Origin of the sequence: Gordonia westfalica (genome assembly GCF_900105725.1) — a bacterium.
GTDB classification, from domain to species: domain Bacteria; phylum Actinomycetota; class Actinomycetes; order Mycobacteriales; family Mycobacteriaceae; genus Gordonia; species Gordonia westfalica.
Genome location: NZ_FNLM01000035.1, coordinates 1 through 17,356 on the forward strand (window position 1 = coordinate 1; position 17,356 = coordinate 17,356).

30 protein-coding genes and 1 pseudogene are annotated in these 17,356 nt (G+C 62.3%); 15 read left to right on the top strand and 16 right to left on the bottom strand.

Annotated elements, in window-relative coordinates; translation table 11 throughout:
* Nucleotides 1-86 precede the first annotated feature (86 nt).
* From BLU62_RS26155 to BLU62_RS26205, 16 genes and pseudogenes are all read right to left on the bottom strand, one after another.
* Nucleotides 87-449, bottom strand: a complete 363-nt coding sequence (locus tag BLU62_RS26155; protein ID WP_074848204.1) for a hypothetical protein — start codon at nucleotides 447-449, stop codon at nucleotides 87-89.
* Nucleotides 433-1,002 (bottom strand): hypothetical protein, encoded by a 570-nt coding sequence (locus BLU62_RS26160; protein WP_139179952.1) that lies wholly within the window; start codon nucleotides 1,000-1,002, stop codon nucleotides 433-435. Before BLU62_RS26160 ends, BLU62_RS26155 begins: the two co-directional genes overlap by 17 nt.
* A 5-nt stretch (nucleotides 1,003-1,007) precedes the next feature.
* Nucleotides 1,008-1,175, bottom strand: a complete 168-nt coding sequence (locus BLU62_RS34040; RefSeq protein ID WP_244278396.1) for a hypothetical protein — start codon at nucleotides 1,173-1,175, stop codon at nucleotides 1,008-1,010.
* A 426-nt stretch (nucleotides 1,176-1,601) separates the two neighbouring features.
* Nucleotides 1,602-1,829, bottom strand: coding sequence for a hypothetical protein (locus tag BLU62_RS34045; RefSeq protein WP_244278397.1), 228 nt, complete (start codon nucleotides 1,827-1,829; stop codon nucleotides 1,602-1,604).
* Between the two features lie 9 nt (nucleotides 1,830-1,838).
* Nucleotides 1,839-2,420 carry a hypothetical protein gene (locus BLU62_RS26170; RefSeq protein ID WP_074847885.1) on the bottom strand — a complete coding sequence of 194 codons (582 nt, stop codon included), beginning with the start codon at nucleotides 2,418-2,420 and terminating at the stop codon, nucleotides 1,839-1,841.
* 75 nt (nucleotides 2,421-2,495) lie between these two features.
* Nucleotides 2,496-3,260, bottom strand: a complete 765-nt coding sequence (locus BLU62_RS26175; protein ID WP_074847889.1) for a hypothetical protein — start codon at nucleotides 3,258-3,260, stop codon at nucleotides 2,496-2,498.
* Complete coding sequence (locus tag BLU62_RS34050) at nucleotides 3,247-3,567, bottom strand: hypothetical protein (protein WP_074847887.1); 321 nt, start codon at nucleotides 3,565-3,567, stop codon at nucleotides 3,247-3,249. The genes BLU62_RS26175 and BLU62_RS34050 overlap by 14 nt, the downstream gene beginning before the upstream one ends.
* A complete protein-coding gene (locus tag BLU62_RS31675) occupies nucleotides 3,564-4,463 on the bottom strand; it encodes a hypothetical protein (RefSeq protein WP_244278398.1) in 900 nt (299 codons plus the stop codon). Before BLU62_RS31675 ends, BLU62_RS34050 begins: the two co-directional genes overlap by 4 nt.
* 151 nt (nucleotides 4,464-4,614) lie before the next feature.
* Nucleotides 4,615-4,911 carry a hypothetical protein gene (locus tag BLU62_RS34055; RefSeq protein ID WP_139179984.1) on the bottom strand — a complete coding sequence of 99 codons (297 nt, stop codon included), beginning with the start codon at nucleotides 4,909-4,911 and terminating at the stop codon, nucleotides 4,615-4,617.
* Nucleotides 4,912-4,916: 5 nt separating this feature from the next.
* A complete protein-coding gene (locus tag BLU62_RS34060; protein ID WP_244278399.1) occupies nucleotides 4,917-5,117 on the bottom strand; it encodes a hypothetical protein in 201 nt (66 codons plus the stop codon).
* Entirely contained in the window at nucleotides 5,090-6,028 is a 939-nt protein-coding gene (locus BLU62_RS34065; RefSeq protein ID WP_244278400.1) for a hypothetical protein, read from the bottom strand. Before BLU62_RS34065 ends, BLU62_RS34060 begins: the two co-directional genes overlap by 28 nt.
* A 240-nt stretch (nucleotides 6,029-6,268) precedes the next feature.
* Entirely contained in the window at nucleotides 6,269-6,880 is a 612-nt protein-coding gene (locus BLU62_RS26190) for a hypothetical protein (RefSeq protein WP_139179951.1), read from the bottom strand.
* A 192-nt stretch (nucleotides 6,881-7,072) separates the two neighbouring features.
* Nucleotides 7,073-7,231 (bottom strand): annotated as a pseudogene (locus BLU62_RS34990) (HNH endonuclease); the annotation flags it as partial.
* Between the two features lie 22 nt (nucleotides 7,232-7,253).
* The gene (locus BLU62_RS34070) at nucleotides 7,254-8,000 is read right to left on the bottom strand and encodes a hypothetical protein (RefSeq protein ID WP_244278401.1); all 747 of its coding nucleotides are present in this window, start codon (nucleotides 7,998-8,000) and stop codon (nucleotides 7,254-7,256) included.
* On the bottom strand, nucleotides 8,000-8,206 hold the full coding sequence (locus tag BLU62_RS26200) for a hypothetical protein (RefSeq protein WP_074848193.1): 207 nt from the start codon (nucleotides 8,204-8,206) through the stop codon (nucleotides 8,000-8,002). Before BLU62_RS26200 ends, BLU62_RS34070 begins: the two co-directional genes overlap by 1 nt.
* Nucleotides 8,206-8,577, bottom strand: coding sequence for a hypothetical protein (locus BLU62_RS26205; protein ID WP_074853327.1), 372 nt, complete (start codon nucleotides 8,575-8,577; stop codon nucleotides 8,206-8,208). The genes BLU62_RS26200 and BLU62_RS26205 overlap by 1 nt, the downstream gene beginning before the upstream one ends.
* A gap of 167 nt (nucleotides 8,578-8,744) precedes the next feature.
* Here BLU62_RS26205 and BLU62_RS26210 point away from each other — a divergent pair, with 167 nt between their 5' ends.
* The 15 genes from BLU62_RS26210 (at nucleotide 8,745) to BLU62_RS26265 (ending at nucleotide 17,273) form a co-directional block, all read left to right on the top strand.
* Nucleotides 8,745-9,170, top strand: a complete 426-nt coding sequence (locus BLU62_RS26210) for a hypothetical protein (protein ID WP_159441584.1) — start codon at nucleotides 8,745-8,747, stop codon at nucleotides 9,168-9,170.
* The gene (locus tag BLU62_RS26215) at nucleotides 9,170-9,376 is read left to right on the top strand and encodes a hypothetical protein (RefSeq protein WP_074848193.1); all 207 of its coding nucleotides are present in this window, start codon (nucleotides 9,170-9,172) and stop codon (nucleotides 9,374-9,376) included. The genes BLU62_RS26210 and BLU62_RS26215 overlap by 1 nt, the downstream gene beginning before the upstream one ends.
* Entirely contained in the window at nucleotides 9,376-9,975 is a 600-nt protein-coding gene (locus tag BLU62_RS26220; protein ID WP_074848196.1) for a hypothetical protein, read from the top strand. The genes BLU62_RS26215 and BLU62_RS26220 overlap by 1 nt, the downstream gene beginning before the upstream one ends.
* Nucleotides 9,965-10,303, top strand: coding sequence for an HNH endonuclease (locus BLU62_RS34995; RefSeq protein WP_208863705.1), 339 nt, complete (start codon nucleotides 9,965-9,967; stop codon nucleotides 10,301-10,303). Before BLU62_RS26220 ends, BLU62_RS34995 begins: the two co-directional genes overlap by 11 nt.
* Before the next feature lie 333 nt (nucleotides 10,304-10,636).
* Nucleotides 10,637-11,107: a hypothetical protein gene (locus BLU62_RS26230; RefSeq protein WP_139180085.1), complete on the top strand. Its 471-nt coding sequence runs from the start codon at nucleotides 10,637-10,639 to the stop codon at nucleotides 11,105-11,107.
* Between the two features lie 239 nt (nucleotides 11,108-11,346).
* Entirely contained in the window at nucleotides 11,347-12,459 is a 1,113-nt protein-coding gene (locus BLU62_RS26235; protein WP_244278402.1) for a hypothetical protein, read from the top strand.
* 5 nt (nucleotides 12,460-12,464) lie between these two features.
* Entirely contained in the window at nucleotides 12,465-12,761 is a 297-nt protein-coding gene (locus BLU62_RS34075) for a hypothetical protein (protein ID WP_139179984.1), read from the top strand.
* 11 nt (nucleotides 12,762-12,772) lie between these two features.
* Nucleotides 12,773-13,186 (top strand): hypothetical protein, encoded by a 414-nt coding sequence (locus BLU62_RS34080; protein ID WP_074853331.1) that lies wholly within the window; start codon nucleotides 12,773-12,775, stop codon nucleotides 13,184-13,186.
* Nucleotides 13,183-13,440, top strand: coding sequence for a hypothetical protein (locus BLU62_RS34085; RefSeq protein WP_244278403.1), 258 nt, complete (start codon nucleotides 13,183-13,185; stop codon nucleotides 13,438-13,440). The genes BLU62_RS34080 and BLU62_RS34085 overlap by 4 nt, the downstream gene beginning before the upstream one ends.
* 14 nt (nucleotides 13,441-13,454) lie before the next feature.
* Entirely contained in the window at nucleotides 13,455-13,811 is a 357-nt protein-coding gene (locus BLU62_RS34090; RefSeq protein ID WP_244278404.1) for a hypothetical protein, read from the top strand.
* Nucleotides 13,812-14,111: 300 nt separating this feature from the next.
* A complete protein-coding gene (locus BLU62_RS34430) occupies nucleotides 14,112-14,243 on the top strand; it encodes a hypothetical protein (RefSeq protein WP_280141567.1) in 132 nt (43 codons plus the stop codon).
* A 791-nt stretch (nucleotides 14,244-15,034) separates the two neighbouring features.
* Complete coding sequence (locus BLU62_RS26250) at nucleotides 15,035-15,442, top strand: hypothetical protein (RefSeq protein ID WP_074853334.1); 408 nt, start codon at nucleotides 15,035-15,037, stop codon at nucleotides 15,440-15,442.
* An 85-nt stretch (nucleotides 15,443-15,527) separates the two neighbouring features.
* Entirely contained in the window at nucleotides 15,528-16,352 is an 825-nt protein-coding gene (locus BLU62_RS26255; RefSeq protein ID WP_074848177.1) for a phage major capsid protein, read from the top strand.
* 5 nt (nucleotides 16,353-16,357) lie between these two features.
* The gene (locus tag BLU62_RS26260) at nucleotides 16,358-16,927 is read left to right on the top strand and encodes a hypothetical protein (protein ID WP_139179952.1); all 570 of its coding nucleotides are present in this window, start codon (nucleotides 16,358-16,360) and stop codon (nucleotides 16,925-16,927) included.
* A complete protein-coding gene (locus BLU62_RS26265; RefSeq protein ID WP_074848204.1) occupies nucleotides 16,911-17,273 on the top strand; it encodes a hypothetical protein in 363 nt (120 codons plus the stop codon). Before BLU62_RS26260 ends, BLU62_RS26265 begins: the two co-directional genes overlap by 17 nt.
* Nucleotides 17,274-17,356 lie beyond the last annotated feature (83 nt).

Below are 17,356 nucleotides of genomic sequence, written 5' to 3' on the forward strand. Positions count from 1 at the left end.
CTCAGCATGACCCTCGAGCTCGCTGATGATGTCGGACGTCCGACCGTATCGGACGTCCTTGAACGCCTTCTGATTCCACTCGATTCTCACGACGACTTCACCACCTTCAGAGTTACGACGTAGCAACCGCCGCCCGTGAGAGACGGAATCCTGGTGTAGTCCTTGGGTTGGCCGACAACGTCATAGACAGTTCCGTCGATGACTTCCCTGTCACGTGGTGACACCGGACCGAAATCGGGGAGGACGATGATTCCCACGTCAACGGAGTCCCGGATGTGCCCCGGGAGATCTAGTTCATCGCTTTGTGGGTCGATGAACGTCACGAACTTCCGCGGGTCCGGTTCGCCCCAGGACTCGACATCGTTGCCGTAGTCGTCGGCGCCGGTTCCGTTGAACGGCAGGTGTTCTACGTCGAAGACGGCGGGTATTCCCCTACGGTGCCTGGACAATGACTTGCCCTCCCTGCCAGCGAAACGATGCCGCCAACTTCAGGTCCGACTCGGACATCTGCAAACCCGAGTTCGGCGCTCGGACCGACCATGCAGTGGTCTGCGAGATCGGACCTGCGGAGTCGGTCAGCGACCGGGCTCCGGCCATCACTTCCTCCGGCGTCACAAGAGCGCGGATCACCATTTCGGCGACCGCATTCTTCACACGCGGCGGCACTTCTCCGCCATGCGAGTATGTGACAGTGAGGAACCGTGAAGAATCACATCCGACGGTCAACCACATCCCATTTCGGGTGTAGTCCACAGAGTTTCCCGCGTCATCGGTCACAGACGTCACCCCTGTGACTGGCAACTGGTCCAGACGGACCCGCCCACCATTCACCTTCAACCGCACCGTCGACTCGCCGGGGGTGAACTGCTGTTGGGATGCGGCACGGAACTGGTCCGATGCCGCATCCAACAGTTGATACACCGACGCGTGCTCAGGTTCGGTCAGGTCCCTTTGCGCCACGGCGATCACGTCGTCACGAACAGCAAGGGGAGGAAGAGACACCTGGATCAGCTACCCGAAGTCATTCCGAACTTGACGACGCCGTCCGGACGGACAACCTTGCCGCCGTACACGTGCAGGCCGCGCAGCCGGTCGGCGAAGCTGTTGTCGGCGCGCAGGGCCTCCACCTTATCGAGCTGCGACACGTAGGCCGCGGCCTCCGGGTGGAACGCCACGAAGCCGGGGTGGAGTTGTTGGGCAGGTTGTTCGACGACAGCACACGGAACCCGAGGAGGGAGCCGATGGTGCCGTTGCGGAGGCCGTTGTTGTCGCCGGACACATCGAAGCTGGTGAGCTTCGAATCCGCGCCGAGGAGCAGACCTTCGAAGTCGGCGTTGCACACGAGAACTCGGCCGGAGGCGGGGCGTTCTTCTTGTTCAGGGCCACACGAGCAGCCTTGACGAGGTCGAATGCCTTGTTCCCGGTGTCCGGAGCGGAGCCCGACAGGTTGGTGGCTCCGGCGGCGAGCATGGTGGCGATGAACTTGTCCGCGTCATCGACGAGCGCCTTTCCGGCGGCGTCGGTGTACGGGGCCAGGCTGCCCGCAGACTGGGCGGCGTCGATGTCGTCGACCTTGAAGTCGAAGTTCTTCTCCTGGTCGATCAGGAGGTCGACGCCGGTGTCGGTGATGGCGTCAGCCGACGTGGTGCGGTTGTTGGCCTTGTAGTCCTTGATCGCGGGTGCGACGACACCGGGATGTGGACGGTGTTGCCCTTTGTCGCGACGCCTTCGTACTGGCGGTCGAGCAGAGCGGCGAACACCTTCTCGGCGTCCCACGCCTGGGTGATGTTCGCCGCCCACAGTTCGGGAATGAAATGGGTGATGGCCATGATGGCTCCTTACTTTCGGATGCCCTTGAGTTCGTCGAGCTGGCCTTTGGCGTCAGCGTCGCGAATCTGGGCTGGGGACATGTTCTTCAGGTCTGCCTGAGTGAGCTGCTGCACCTTGTTCGCCGGCGCCGCATCGGCATTGGCAACCACCGATGCCGGGGCAGCGGGCGGTACGGTCTGCTTGGGTCCGCGGAACGATTGCAGGCGGTCGAGATGGGCGCGCATCTCCTCCTCGGTGTCACCGACGAGTAGATCCGCGGGCACATCGGTGCCTTCCACGATCTTCTTGGCGAGGTTGTCGCGTTCCCGCTGCTTCGTGTTTGCAGCGAGGGCAGCTTCGGCCTTTTCGGCCCGCTCCTGCCAGGTCTGCTCGTCGCGTTCCTTCTGCGCCAGCAGTTCGTCGTACTTGCGGGCCTTGTCGGCGTTCGCCTTCCGGCCCTTCTCGTTCTCGCGAGACAGCGACTTCCACTTGTCGCGTTCAGCGATGAGATCCTCCACACTGAGCGTGGGCTCACTGTCGGTGGTCTCAACCTCGGCGGTCGGGTCGTCTTGCTGGTCAACCGTTTCGGCGGCAGCAGTTTCCTCGGGCATGTTGCTCCTGACGTTTCGTCGGATGGTGCGCCGTTGCGGCGCTCAAAATCCCCGCACTGGTGTGCGAGGGAAGCTCTAGGCGGCTTTGAAGTTCTGGTCCCGCCATGTGAGGACGGGGCCGATCTCTCCGTGGTCGCGGACCAGGAGAAGTTTCTGGTAGTCGTGGGCGGCGCGATTGTCGGCGCCGGTAAGTTCCCGCACCTGCTTGTGTGTGTCCTCGAGTAGATCCGGATCGATCACCCGGTCGCCGTTCCAATCCGACTTCACGGGAGCGACCGAACAGTCACATCCAGGGTGTATGGGCGACAGGTCACCAACGTGATAGCGCTGAGTAGAGGCGATGACACAGAGAGCACAGTTCTTGGGGCCGTTCAGCACCCGCCGGTACGCCTTGACTCCAGCAGCCTGGAGGGACGCGTCGGCCTGCCGTACCTTCGCCATCTGCATGTCCGTCGCCACCAGATGCATCAACCGTGTGGCCCCGGCCGCGACTGCCGCATCCAGCGGTGCGGATTCGGAAAGGTCGGCCCATACCTGCTCAAAAGGCCTCCGGTACAACAGTTCGGGGTCCACCCCACGGCCACGGGTAACCCCGTCTCGATCCACTGGAAGCGGAACTCCACCTGATACAGCACGGGCAATATAACTGGACGTCAGATTCGCGACTTGAAGTTGTCCCGCCGTCACCATCGGCACCAGTCGGGCAATCAGCCTCTCTGCCTGAGCATCACGGAACGCGGGAAGCCCACCCCAGATTGCGTTGGCGTAGTTCATCACCCGCGCGCGGACGTCCGCAACGGCCTGTTGGTAGCCGATCAGAAGGCGATCAGACTCGGGCATTCGCGTTGTCCACGAAACTCATCAGCTGCTCGTCAGCCAGATCTAAGGCATCCTGCTCGATCTGCTCCGGCGAGTAGCCAAGAATGTTGCGGGCAATCGACTTCCATGACTCCCCCGCACCCTTCGCCTTCACCGCGGCGTCATACTTCTCCGACAGCGACACGTGATCCGGCGGTTCCCACGACAAGGAGATCGTCTCCTCGGTCTCAAACCCCTCGATACGCAAAGCTTTCGAGATGATCGCCGACAAGCCCGTATCAACCACGTCAAGTCGGTCACGCGCCTTCAGGATCAACGCTTCCTTCATCGCAGCAGAGCCGGTAGCCGACTGATTCTGAGAACCCGGAAGCAGCGCGGGAACGGGGTGGCCGACATCTCCGACAGCTCCCGCAAGTCATCCTTCACACCCTCCAGAAGAGGCCTAATATCGGTGGCATCGGACTCCCACAACTCGATACCAGCAGGGATGTCCCACAACGCACCAGGCGCCGGCTCGAACACCGACGCCCAATCGATGTCGTTGCCTTCGGCGTCCTTCTGTGGCAGACCTCCCGTGAGGGCGCGCTGACGCCACGCCTGCATCGCTGATGTCACACGACGCTCGAGGATTCCCGCGTTGATGCGGGTGATGGTGTCGAGATGGGGTTCGAACTCACCCATTCCGAGCGGGTTGTTCAACACCACCACCGGCGGCCCCTCGCCGGTGATGACGAACTCTGTCGCCGCATCCCACTGATCCGAACTGGCACGGTTGTTGCGGATGCGCCGCTCCACCACCTCGGCAGGGTTTACCCACACCGAACGGCTGAACAGCTGCCAGCCGATCTGACACCACACGATCGCAAAGTCTGTTTCCGCATCCGAGTCACGCCACCAACGGATCGCGGCGCGCGCCTTCCACGGCTGCAACGGGTCAGTCGCCGCGTACATCATTTCCGGTGAGTCCGCCGTGATGACGGCGTGCCCATTGTCCCCGACCCATGCAGTCATGTAGCTGGTGGCGTAATTCAGCATGTGATGGGTGGCTTCCTTAGCGACCACACCTTTGATGCGGTTATCGCGCCAGATCCTTTGCGCCGCAGCCACCACATCACTGTCGGTGTTGGAGCCAACATCAATACCGTTGGGATCAGCCGCTCCGCCAAGGATGACGAGATCTTCGTCGCCAGGTTGACGCGCGACTGCCGCTGAAAACGCTGCCACGACGCCCGCACATTCTTACCCATCTCAGGAGCGGGGCGTCGCCGTCAACGTAGCGACGCAGCAGACTGATTCGCGGCTGCGCAGCATCCAAACGGGCTGTGAGGACGGGGAGCCATTCGGCCGGCGTCACCGGAATCATGCACCACCCCTCTCAGTAGATGCGACGTGGCATTCCGACCGGCCTTGGCGGTCGAGCCCCTGACTTGCGTGCGTCCAGACAGGCTTTCCACGACAGCACCGACGCCATCGCGGCATCAAACTTGAGGTCAGCCCGACCATCTTGCTTCTGGAGGACATCCAAGGGTTTCCCCTCGTCGTCCACGATCTTCAGTTCCTTGCGGCCCGCGTTTCCGAGGTGCCTGACAAAGTCCTCGTGGCTGTGTTCGCCACCGAATGTGATCGACCCCGAGTCGATGGCTTCCCGATACTCGCGCAGCGTGTACGCCATCGGCTTCACTCGGGCGGTCCACCACTCCTCCACCCGGTCAGGCCATTTCGCAGCCCACGAGCCGACCGTTTCGGTCCAGTGTGGGGGTCGGCGTACATCTTCCACACCGCATACCGGGTCATGGCGTCCTCGACGGCGGCGGTCACCTCAGCTTCGTTGACTTCCCAACCGTCGTCTTCTAGGTCGTCATCGTCGGGCGTTCCCACAACCCCAGCAACTCCTGCAACCCGGTGTCGATGCTCGTCGCCACCAACGCGGTAGCGTCACGGAACCGGGCGCCATCGAAACCGAGAGTGATGAACCCGCCCTTAGGGATGCGCTCCCCTGAGCGGCACAAACCCGGTTTGATCTTCTTCATGTCAAACGCCTGGTCGCCCTGACGTTTCCACCGGTTCAACCACACCCGCTCGAGATACGGCCCATCGGCGCCAGGGCGATCCCACTTCGAAGCGATCTCGTCGAACTGGCCCGGACCGAACTCGCCGATCGGGCCGGTCGCCTCAGCGATCGCCCGAATCCGCTCGTCCTTATCCGACAGATCCCGTTCGGGATCGTCATCCGTGCGATACAGATAGAACAAGTCCGGACGCTGAATTTTGCCTTCAGCGATCTGCGTGGCCTCGATGTGAATCTCTTCAGCCACCGAACCCTGACCGGGTTGACCGGCAGTCCCCACATACAACGACCACGGATCATCCAGCGGACGTTTCGGCAGGTTCGCATCCATCGTCTGGTGCGCCTTCAACTGCCGCGGCAAATACAGCCGGTGCGGCTCATCGAAACAGTTCATCGTCGTACGAGCGCCGTCACGAGACCCTGGGTTGTTCGACAATGCGACCGCTTTGCCGTCAGCACGACCGTGATCATTCAGCCGCACAATCCGATCCAACGTCGAATCGAACAGGTCCGCATCAGGGCCTTCTTCGACGATGTACTTCAAAGCGCCGTAAGCAAGTTCCTCAACCTGCTCCACCGACACCGCCAACATCGGAATGTACGGCGAGTTCACCGGCCTACCCACCGGATTCCCCGAGGCATCCCACCCGTCAAACCGGGTCGGCCCCTCCGGATGAAGCTCACAGAACGCTAGGAGCGCCTGCTTCTCTGTCTTCGCCAACCCCTTGCGGACTGACAGTCCAACCCGTTTGAACCGACGACGTCCCTCCCAAGGATGACCTTTCGGGAACACCTCGAAAGCACGATGGATGAACGCCCGAAACTCCGGGTCAATCTCGTACGGCTCCCCCTGCAACGAACCCGGGCCATAGATCGCACGATCCTCGATCAGATCGCATATCTGCGGCCCCAGGGTTGGCCAGGGTTCCGGGTCTGGACCCGGAACGACCAGCAGCACGGGTCACACGGCGTAGAGACTCGAGCGCGGATCATCCTTCGGAGGATTCTTCCGCTGCGGCACCGACGTTTCCCGCCGGCGCTTGCCACGGTTCTCCACCTCGTCGACATGCTCAACCTCGGCCCGCAGACGCATCAGCGCCAGCGGATTCAACCCGAGACGGTCAGACAACTGCCGCGCCTCCGCAGCAGCCTTCAGGTCGCCCTGCTCGGCACGAACCTTCCACCGCACATATTGCGCAACCTCACGATGCGTATGGGACTCTTCCCAGATCACCGCCTGAGGCGTCGACCACAGATCCGCCCACAACGCCTTCTCTGCATCAGTGGCCTGCTCAATCTGCAACTGCAACTGGGCCACCAGCAGTTCATTCTTGTTCAGATCGCGCCGCAGCCGGCCCTTCGCGCGACCATCGTCCTCACCCTCCAACTCCACCTGGAGTGACGCGACACGATCGCGAGCAACCTCGAGCATCGCCGACGCATTCACATCCGGAAGCAGAGGCCACTCAGGCGTAGCGCCCTCACGCCCCTCAGACGGCAGAGACCGGAAGTCCTTCTTCGGGTTGTTGCGGCGAGCACGCACAGACGGGTGCTTCGGAGCAGGTCCAGGCATTGAACTACCTCCCATTTCGGGATCGGAGGCCCTAACCATTTCGGCAGGGCCAGAGCGTACGGAACCCGTACGCAGGTCTTTCAGCAGTGCCTTCCGGGCCGGGAGGGGGTGGGTGGGGGGTGGAGGCCCTGGGTTCGAACGGGTGTTCGATGTAGCACCGGGTGCCCGAGGTTGTCACCCCGTTTCCGCAGGTCAGAGGCCTTTTCCGGCCTTGGCCTCGCGTTGGGTCTTGGGCTTGTGGCACTCGGTGCACAGAGTTTCGAGGTTGTCGAGATGGTTGGGGCCACCTGCTGCTCGGTTGCGGGTGTGGTCGGCGTGGAGAGTGCCGTCTCCGGGGTTGCCGTGGTGGCCGCAGCGTTGGCAGGTGTACTGGTCACGGCGGAAGCAGGCTGTTTGGAGCCTGTGGGGGACGTTGCGCCCCTTGGATTGGGGCCAGGTGGTTCGGTGTTTTGGGCAGTAGGTGTGGCCGACTGTGCGGGTGGTGCAGTCTGTTCGACCGCACTTCTTGGGTGCCCTCGGCATTACCCGGCATACCTCCATGCTTTTCGGGCATGGTTCGTTCGATTCCGTCGGGATGTTGGATGACGGTGTGGTCGTCGCGATGGTCGACCAACGACGGGTGGGTGTAGGCGGCGCGGCGGCCTTCGGCCAGCATCCACGTGGTGATGGCTTCGTCGAGCGGGAGGGTGAGTCCGTCGATGTGCTCGAGCATCTGCTTGACGAGTGGTGTTCGGATGGCAACACCAACGGTGTGCCACAGGTTCGGCAGGGTGAAGTAGTTGGCGCCAGCGTTGTCGGCTTCGGTGATGGCCAGCCGGTACACGTCCTGCGCTTGGAGTGGGTAGCTGGTGCCGCAGTAGAGGGACACCACATCGGTGGGTGTGGAGGTGAGGGCTTCGGCCAGTCGGGTGTGGAAGTCGGTGCACGGGATGGCGTCGTCCTCGAGCACCACAGTCCAGTCGCTGTTGGTCATGGATGCTGCAGCCCATGCCCTCTGCCCATTGGCTGTGAGTCCCGATGCTTGGGTGTCGAGGACTAGGTCGGCATCCAATGCTTGGGCGAGTTCGTAGGCTTGGGTCTTGCGCCGTACGTCCCCGACGACAGCGATCCGGTACAGCATCAGTCGGCTGCGATGGCCTCGGCCGTGTCCCGCAGGATGCTGGCCACCTGGTCTCGCAGCCCCTCGATGGACAGCTCGTAGTTGACGTTGTTGCCGTCGGTGTGGACTTGGGTTGCGGTCACGTCGATTGAGGCGGTGCCGAGTTCGTGGAAGATCCCATCGACCATCAGTCCGAGCTTGGCGTTCAGAACTCCGAGTGCTGCCATCAGTAGCCTGTCCCCTCGTGTTGTCCTGTGTGCAGCAGGGTTTGGGTCTTCATCCACCCGAACTTCCAGCCCTGCTGCCGGAGCTGTGTGGACTTGACGCGTTCGGAGTCGGGTTGTTGGGGCCAGCCGTCGAGCCAGGCTTCACGTCGCCACACCGCTGGGTTGGTGGTGTGGACTAAGTCTTGGGCGATGTGGTCGCCGCGGTCCTCGATCACCCTGTGCTTGCCGAGCGCTTCGAGTCGTTGCCGGCACACCTCGAGTCCTTCGAGGACACCATCGGTCTCGTAGTCGTAGAACGGGTCTCGGAGTAGGGCGATCTGGGCGAGGTCTCGTTCGGTGTCGAGGATGTCTGTCAGCTCTTTGAGATCCACATCCGCAATGAACTGGAAGTCTCTTCGACGAACAGTGTGTAGTCGCCGGCCATCACAGCTGCACGGCCAGTCAGCATGGGTGGCGCGCCCCCCCCCCCCCCCCCAGTACGCCTCATCGAAGGCCATGGCAGAGGCTACGCCACACCATGCAACTGGCCTGCACTGTGATGGCCGGCGACTACACACTGTTCGTCGAAGAGGACTTCCAGTTCATTGCGGATGTGGATCTCAAAGAGCTGACAGACATCCTCGACACCGAACGAGACCTCGCCCAGATCGCCCTACTCCGAGACCCGTTCTACGACTACGAGACCGATGGTGTCCTCGAAGGACTCGAGGTGTGCCGGCAACGACTCGAAGCGCTCGGCAAGCACAGGGTGATCGAGGACCGCGGCGACCACATCGCCCAAGACTTAGTCCACACCACCAACCCAGCGGTGTGGCGACGTGAAGCCTGGCTCGACGGCTGGCCCCAACAACCCGACTCCGAACGCGTCAAGTCCACACAGCTCCGGCAGCAGGGCTGGAAGTTCGGGTGGATGAAGACCCAAACCCTGCTGCACACAGGACAACACGAGGGGACAGGCTACTGATGGCAGCACTCGGAGTTCTGAACGCCAAGCTCGGACTGATGGTCGATGGGATCTTCCACGAACTCGGCACCGCCTCAATCGACGTGACCGCAACCCAAGTCCACACCGACGGCAACAACGTCAACTACGAGCTGTCCATCGAGGGGCTGCGAGACCAGGTGGCCAGCATCCTGCGGGACACGGCCGAGGCCATCGCAGCCGACTGATGCTGTACCGGATCGCTGTCGTCGGGGACGTACGGCGCAAGACCCAAGCCTACGAACTCGCCCAAGCATTGGATGCCGACCTAGTCCTCGACACCCAAGCATCGGGACTCACAGCCAATGGGCAGAGGGCATGGGCTGCAGCATCCATGACCAACAGCGACTGGACTGTGGTGCTCGAGGACGACGCCATCCCGTGCACCGACTTCCACACCCGACTGGCCGAAGCCCTCACCTCCACACCCACCGATGTGGTGTCCCTCTACTGCGGCACCAGCTACCCACTCCAAGCGCAGGACGTGTACCGGCTGGCCATCACCGAAGCCGACAACGCTGGCGCCAACTACTTCACCCTGCCGAACCTGTGGCACACCGTTGGTGTTGCCATCCGAACACCACTCGTCAAGCAGATGCTCGAGCACATCGACGGACTCACCCTCCCGCTCGACGAAGCCATCACCACGTGGATGCTGGCCGAAGGCCGCCGCGCCGCCTACACCCACCCGTCGTTGGTCGACCATCGCGACGACCACACCGTCATCCAACATCCCGACGGAATCGAACGAACCATGCCCCGAAAAGCATGGAGGTATGCCGGGTAATGCCGAGGGCACCCAAGAAGTGCGGTCGAACAGACTGCACCACCCGCACAGTCGGCCACACCTACTGCCCAAAACACCGAACCACCTGGCCCCAATCCAAGGGCGCAACGTCCCCCACAGGCTCCAAACAGCCTGCTTCCGCCGTGACCAGTACACCTGCCAACGCTGCGGCCACCACGGCAACCCCGGAGACGGCACTCTCCACGCCGACCACACCCGCAACCGAGCAGCAGGTGGCCCCAACCATCTCGACAACCTCGAAACTCTGTGCACCGAGTGCCACAAGCCCAAGACCCAACGCGAGGCCAAGGCCGGAAAAGGCCTCTGACCTGCGGAAACGGGTGACAACCTCGGGCACCCGGTGCTACATCGAACACCCGTTCGAACCCAGGGCCTCCACCCCCCACCCCACCCCCTCCCGGCCCCGGAAGGCACTGCTGAAAGACCTGCGTACGGGTTCCGTACGCTCTGGCCCTGCCGAAATGGTTAGGGCCTCCGATCCCGAAATGGGAGGTAGTTCAATGCCTGGACCTGCTCCGAAGCACCCGTCTGTGCGTGCTCGCCGCAACAACCCGAAGAAGGACTTCCGGTCTCTGCCGTCTGAGGGCGTGAGGGCGCTACGCCTGAGTGGCCTCTGCTTCCGGATGTGAATGCGTCGGCGATGCTCGAGGTTGCTCGCGATCGTGTCGCGTCACTCCAGGTGGAGTTGGAGGGTGAGGACGATGGTCGCGCGAAGGGCCGGCTGCGGCGCGATCTGAACAAGAATGAACTGCTGGTGGCCCAGTTGCAGTTGCAGATTGAGCAGGCCACTGATGCAGAGAAGGCGTTGTGGGCGGATCTGTGGTCGACGCCTCAGGCGGTGATCTGGGAAGAGTCCCATACGCATCGTGAGGTTGCGCAATATGTGCGGTGGAAGGTTCGTGCCGAGCAGGGCGACCTGAAGGCTGCTGCGGAGGCGCGGCAGTTGTCTGACCGTCTCGGGTTGAATCCGCTGGCGCTGATGCGTCTGCGGGCCGAGGTTGAGCATGTCGACGAGGTGGAGAACCGTGGCAAGCGCCGGCGGGAAACGTCGGTGCCGCAGCGGAAGAATCCTCCGAAGGATGATCCGCGCTCGAGTCTCTACGCCGTGTGACCCGTGCTGCTGGTCGTTCCGGGTCCAGACCCGGAACCCTGGCCAACCCTGGGCCGCAGATATGCGATCTGATCGAGGATCGTGCGATCTATGGCCCGGGTTCGTTGCAGGGGGAGCCGTACGAGATTGACCCGGAGTTTCGGGCGTTCATCCATCGTGCTTTCGAGGTGTTCCCGAAAGGTCATCCTTGGGAGGGACGTCGTCGGTTCAAACGGGTTGGACTGTCAGTCCGCAAGGGGTTGGCGAAGACAGAGAAGCAGGCGCTCCTAGCGTTCTGTGAGCTTCATCCGGAGGGGCCGACCCGGTTTGACGGGTGGGATGCCTCGGGGAATCCGGTGGGTAGGCCGGTGAACTCGCCGTACATTCCGATGTTGGCGGTGTCGGTGGAGCAGGTTGAGGAACTTGCTTACGGCGCTTTGAAGTACATCGTCGAAGAAGGCCCTGATGCGGACCTGTTCGATTCGACGTTGGATCGGATTGTGCGGCTGAATGATCACGGTCGTGCTGACGGCAAAGCGGTCGCATTGTCGAACAACCCAGGGTCTCGTGACGGCGCTCGTACGACGATGAACTGTTTCGATGAGCCGCACCGGCTGTATTTGCCGCGGCAGTTGAAGGCGCACCAGACGATGGATGCGAACCTGCCGAAACGTCCGCTGGATGATCCGTGGTCGTTGTATGTGGGGACTGCCGGTCAACCCGGTCAGGGTTCGGTGGCTGAAGAGATTCACATCGAGGCCACGCAGATCGCTGAAGGCAAAATTCAGCGTCCGGACTTGTTCTATCTGTATCGCACGGATGACGATCCCGAACGGGATCTGTCGGATAAGGACGAGCGGATTCGGGCGATCGCTGAGGCGACCGGCCCGATCGGCGAGTTCGGTCCGGGCCAGTTCGACGAGATCGCTTCGAAGTGGGATCGCCCTGGCGCCGATGGGCCGTATCTCGAGCGGGTGTGGTTGAACCGGTGGAAACGTCAGGGCGACCAGGCGTTTGACATGAAGAAGATCAAACCGGGTTTGTGCCGCTCAGGGGAGCGCATCCCTAAGGGCGGGTTCATCACTCTCGGTTTCGATGGCGCCCGGTTCCGTGACGCTACCGCGTTGGTGGCGACGAGCATCGACACCGGGTTGCAGGAGTTGCTGGGGTTGTGGGAACGCCCCGACGATGACGACCTAGAAGACGACGGTTGGGAAGTCAACGAAGCTGAGGTGACCGCCGCCGTCGAGGACGCCATGACCCGGTATGCGGTGTGGAAGATGTACGCCGACCCCCACACTGGACCGAAACGGTCGGCTCGTGGGCTGCGAAATGGCCTGACCGGGTGGAGGAGTGGTGGACCGCCCGAGTGAAGCCGATGGCGTACACGCTGCGCGAGTATCGGGAAGCCATCGACTCGGGGTCGATCACATTCGGTGGCGAACACAGCCACGAGGACTTTGTCAGGCACCTCGGAAACGCGGGCCGCAAGGAACTGAAGATCGTGGACGACGAGGGGAAACCCTTGGATGTCCTCCAGAAGCAAGATGGTCGGGCTGACCTCAAGTTTGATGCCGCGATGGCGTCGGTGCTGTCGTGGAAAGCCTGTCTGGACGCACGCAAGTCAGGGGCTCGACCGCCAAGGCCGGTCGGAATGCCACGTCGCATCTACTGAGAGGGTGGTGCATGATTCCGGTGACGCCGGCCGAATGGCTCCCCGTCCTCACAGCCCGTTTGGATGCTGCGCAGCCGCGAATCAGTCTGCTGCGTCGCTACGTTGACGGCGACGCCCCGCTCCCTGAGATGGGTAAGAATGTGCGGGCGTCGTGGCAGCGTTTTCAGCGGCAGTCGCGCGTCAACCTGGCGACGAAGATCTCGTCATCCTTGGCGGAGCGGCTGATCCCCAACGGTATTGATGTTGGCTCCAACACCGACAGTGATGTGGTGGCTGCGGCGCAAAGGATCTGGCGCGATAACCGCATCAAAGGTGTGGTCGCTAAGGAAGCCACCCATCACATGCTGAATTACGCCACCAGCTACATGACTGCATGGGTCGGGACAATGGGCACGCCGTCATCACGGCGGACTCACCGGAAATGATGTACGCGGCGACTGACCCGTTGCAGCCGTGGAAGGCGCGCGCCGCGATCCGTTGGTGGCGTGACTCGGATGCGGAAACAGACTTTGCGATCGTGTGGTGTCAGATCGGCTGGCAGCTGTTCAGCCGTTCGGTGTGGGTAAACCCTGCCGAGGTGGTGGAGCGGCGCATCCGCAACAACCGTGCCAGTTCGGATCAGTGGGATGCGGCGACAGAGTTCGTCATCACCGGCGAGGGCCGCCGGTGGTGGTGTTGAACAACCCGCTCGGAATGGGTGAGTTCGAACCCCATCTCGACACCATCACCCGCATCAACGCGGGAATCCTCGAGCGTCGTGTGACATCAGCGATGCAGGCGTGGCGTCAGCGCGCCCTCACGGGAGGTCTGCCACAGAAGGACGCCGAAGGCAACGACATCGATTGGGCGTCGGTGTTCGAGCCGGCGCCTGGTGCGTTGTGGGACATCCCTGCTGGTATCGAGTTGTGGGAGTCCGATGCCACCGATATTAGGCCTCTTCTGGAGGGTGTGAAGGATGACTTGCGGGAGCTGTCGGAGATGTCGGCCACCCCGTTCCCGCGCTGCTTCCGGGTTCTCAGAATCAGTCGGCTACCGGCTCTGCTGCGATGAAGGAAGCGTTGATCCTGAAGGCGCGTGACCGACTTGACGTGGTTGATACGGGCTTGTCGGCGATCATCTCGAAAGCTTTGCGTATCGAGGGTTTGAGACCGAGGAGACGATCTCCTTGTCGTGGAACCGCCGGATCACGTGTCGCTGTCGGAGAAGTATGACGCCGCGGTGAAGGCGAAGGGTGCGGGGAGTCATGGAAGTCGATTGCCCGCAACATTCTTGGCTACTCGCCGGAGCAGATCGAGCAGGATGCCTTAGATCTGGCTGACGAGCAGCTGATGAGTTTCGTGGACAACGCGAATGCCCGAGTCTGATCGCCTTCTGATCGGCTACCAACAGGCCGTTGCGGACGTCCGCGCGCGGGTGATGAACTACGCCAACGCAATCTGGGTGGGCTTCCCGCGTTCCGTGATGCTCAGGCAGAGAGGCTGATTGCCCGACTGGTGCCGATGGTGACGGCGGACAACTTCAAGTCGCGAATCTGACGTCCAGTTATATTGCCCGTGCTGTATCAGGTGGAGTTCCGCTTCCAGTGGATCGAGACGGGTTACCCGTGGCCGTGGGTGGACCCGAACTGTTGTACCGGAGGCCTTTTGAGCAGGTATGGGCCGACCTTTCCGAATCCGCACCGCTGGATGCGGCAGTCGCGGCCGGGCCACACGGTTGATGCATCTGGTGGCGACGGACATGCAGATGGCGAAGGTACGGCAGGCCGACGCGTCCTCCAGGCTGCTGGAGTCAAGGCGTACCGGCGGGTGCTGAACGGCCCAAGAACTGTGCTCTCTGTGTCATCGCCTCTACTCAGCGCTATCACGTTGGTGACCTGTCGCCCATACACCCTGGATGTGACTGTTCGGTCGCTCCCGTGAAGTCGGATTGGAACGGCGACCGGGTGATCGATCCGGATCTACTCGAGGACACACACAAGCAGGTGCGGGAACTTACCGGCGCCGACAATCGCGCCGCCCACGACTACCAGAAACTTCTCCTGGTCCGCGACCACGGAGAGATCGGCCCCGTCCTCACATGGCGGACCAGAACTTCAAAGCCGCCTAGAGCTTCCCTCGCACACCAGTGCGGGGATTTTGAGCGCCGCAACGGCGCACCATCCGACGAAACGTCAGGAGCAACATGCCCGAGGAAACTGCTGCCGCCGAAACGGTTGACCAGCAAGACGACCCGACCGCCGAGGTTGAGACCACCGACAGTGAGCCACGCTCAGTGTGGAGGATCTCATCGCTGAACGCGACAAGTGGAAGTCGCTGTCTCGCGAGAACGAGAAGGGCCGGAAGGCGAACGCCGACAAGGCCCGCAAGTACGACGAACTGCTGGCGCAGAAGGAACGCGACGAGCAGACCTGGCAGGAGCGGGCCGAAAAGCCGAAGCTGCCTCGCTGCAAACACGAAGCAGCGGGAACGCGACAACCTCGCCAAGAAGATCGTGGAAGGCACCGATGTGCCGCGGATCTACTCGTCGGTGACACCGAGGAGGAGATGCGCGCCCATCTCGACCGCCTGCAATCGTTCCGCGGACCCAAGCAGACCGTACCGCCCGCTGCCCGGCATCGGTGGTTGCCAATGCCGATGCGGCGCCGGCGAACAAGGTGCAGCAGCTCACTCAGGCAGACCTGAAGAACATGTCCCCAGCCAGATTCGCGACGCTGACGCCAAAGGCCAGCTCGACGAACTCAAGGGCATCCGAAAGTAAGGAGCCATCATGGCCATCACCCATTTCATTCCCGAACTGTGGGCGGCGAACATCACCCAGGCGTGGGACGCCGAGAAGGTGTTCGCCGCTCTGCTCGACCGCCAGTACGAAGGCGTCGCGACAAAGGGCAACACCGTCCACATCCCCGGTGTCGTCGCACCCGCGATCAAGGACTACAAGGCCAACAACCGCACCACGTCGGCTGACGCCATCACCGACACCGGCGTCGACCTCCTGATCGACCAGGAGAAGAACTTCGACTTCAAGGTCGACGACATCGACGCCGCCCAGTCTGCGGGCAGCCTGGCCCCGTACACCGACGCCGCCGGAAAGGCGCTCGTCGATGACGCGGACAAGTTCATCGCCACCATGCTCGCCGCCGGAGCCACCAACCTGTCGGGCTCCGCTCCGGACACCGGGAACAAGGCATTCGACCTCGTCAAGGCTGCTCGTGTGGCCCTGAACAAGAAGAACGCCCCCGCCTCCGGCCGAGTTCTCGTGTGCAACGCCGACTTCGAAGGTCTGCTCCTCGGCGCGGATTCGAAGCTCACCAGCTTCGATGTGTCCGGCGACAACAACGGCCTCCGCAACGGCACCATCGGCTCCCTCCTCGGGTTCCGTGTGCTGTCGTCGAACAACCTGCCCAACAACTCCACCCCCGGCTTCGTGGCGTTCCACCCGGAGGCCGCGGCCTACGTGTCGCAGCTCGATAAGGTGGAGGCCCTGCGCGCCGACAACAGCTTCGCCGACCGGCTGCGCGGCCTGCACGTGTACGGCGGCAAGGTTGTCCGTCCGGACGGCGTCGTCAAGTTCGGAATGACTTCGGGTAGCTGATCCAGGTGTCTCTTCCTCCCCTTGCTGTTCGTGACGACGTGATCGCCGTGGCGCAAAGGGACCTGACCGAACCTGAGCACGCGTCGGTGTATCAACTGTTGGATGCGGCATCGGACCAGTTCCGTGCCGCATCCCAACAGCAGTTCACCCCCGGCGAGTCGACGGTGCGGTTGAAGGTGAATGGTGGGCGGGTCCGTCTGGACCAGTTGCCAGTCACAGGGGTGACGTCTGTGACCGATGACGCGGGAAACTCTGTGGACTACACCCGAAATGGGATGTGGTTGACCGTCGGATGTGATTCTTCACGGTTCCTCACTGTCACATACTCGCATGGCGGAGAAGTGCCGCCGCGTGTGAAGAATGCGGTCGCCGAAATGGTGATCCGCGCTCTTGTGACGCCGGAGGAAGTGATGGCCGGAGCCCGGTCGCTGACCGACTCCGCAGGTCCGATCTCGCAGACCACTGCATGGTCGGTCCGAGCGCCGAACTCGGGTTTGCAGATGTCCGAGTCGGACCTGAAGTTGGCGGCATCGTTTCGCTGGCAGGGAGGGCAAGTCATTGTCCAGGCACCGTAGGGGAATACCCGCCGTCTTCGACGTAGAACACCTGCCGTTCAACGGAACCGGCGCCGACGACTACGGCAACGATGTCGAGTCCTGGGGCGAACCGGACCCGCGGAAGTTCGTGACGTTCATCGACCCACAAAGCGATGAACTAGATCTCCCGGGGCACATCCGGGACTCCGTTGACGTGGGAATCATCGTCCTCCCCGATTTCGGTCCGGTGTCACCACGTGACAGGGAAGTCATCGACGGAACTGTCTATGACGTTGTCGGCCAACCCAAGGACTACACCAGGATTCCGTCTCTCACGGGCGGCGGTTGCTACGTCGTAACTCTGAAGGTGGTGAAGTCGTCGTGAGAATCGAGTGGAATCAGAAGGCGTTCAAGGACGTCCGATACGGTCGGACGTCCGACATCATCAGCGAGCTCGAGGGTCATGCT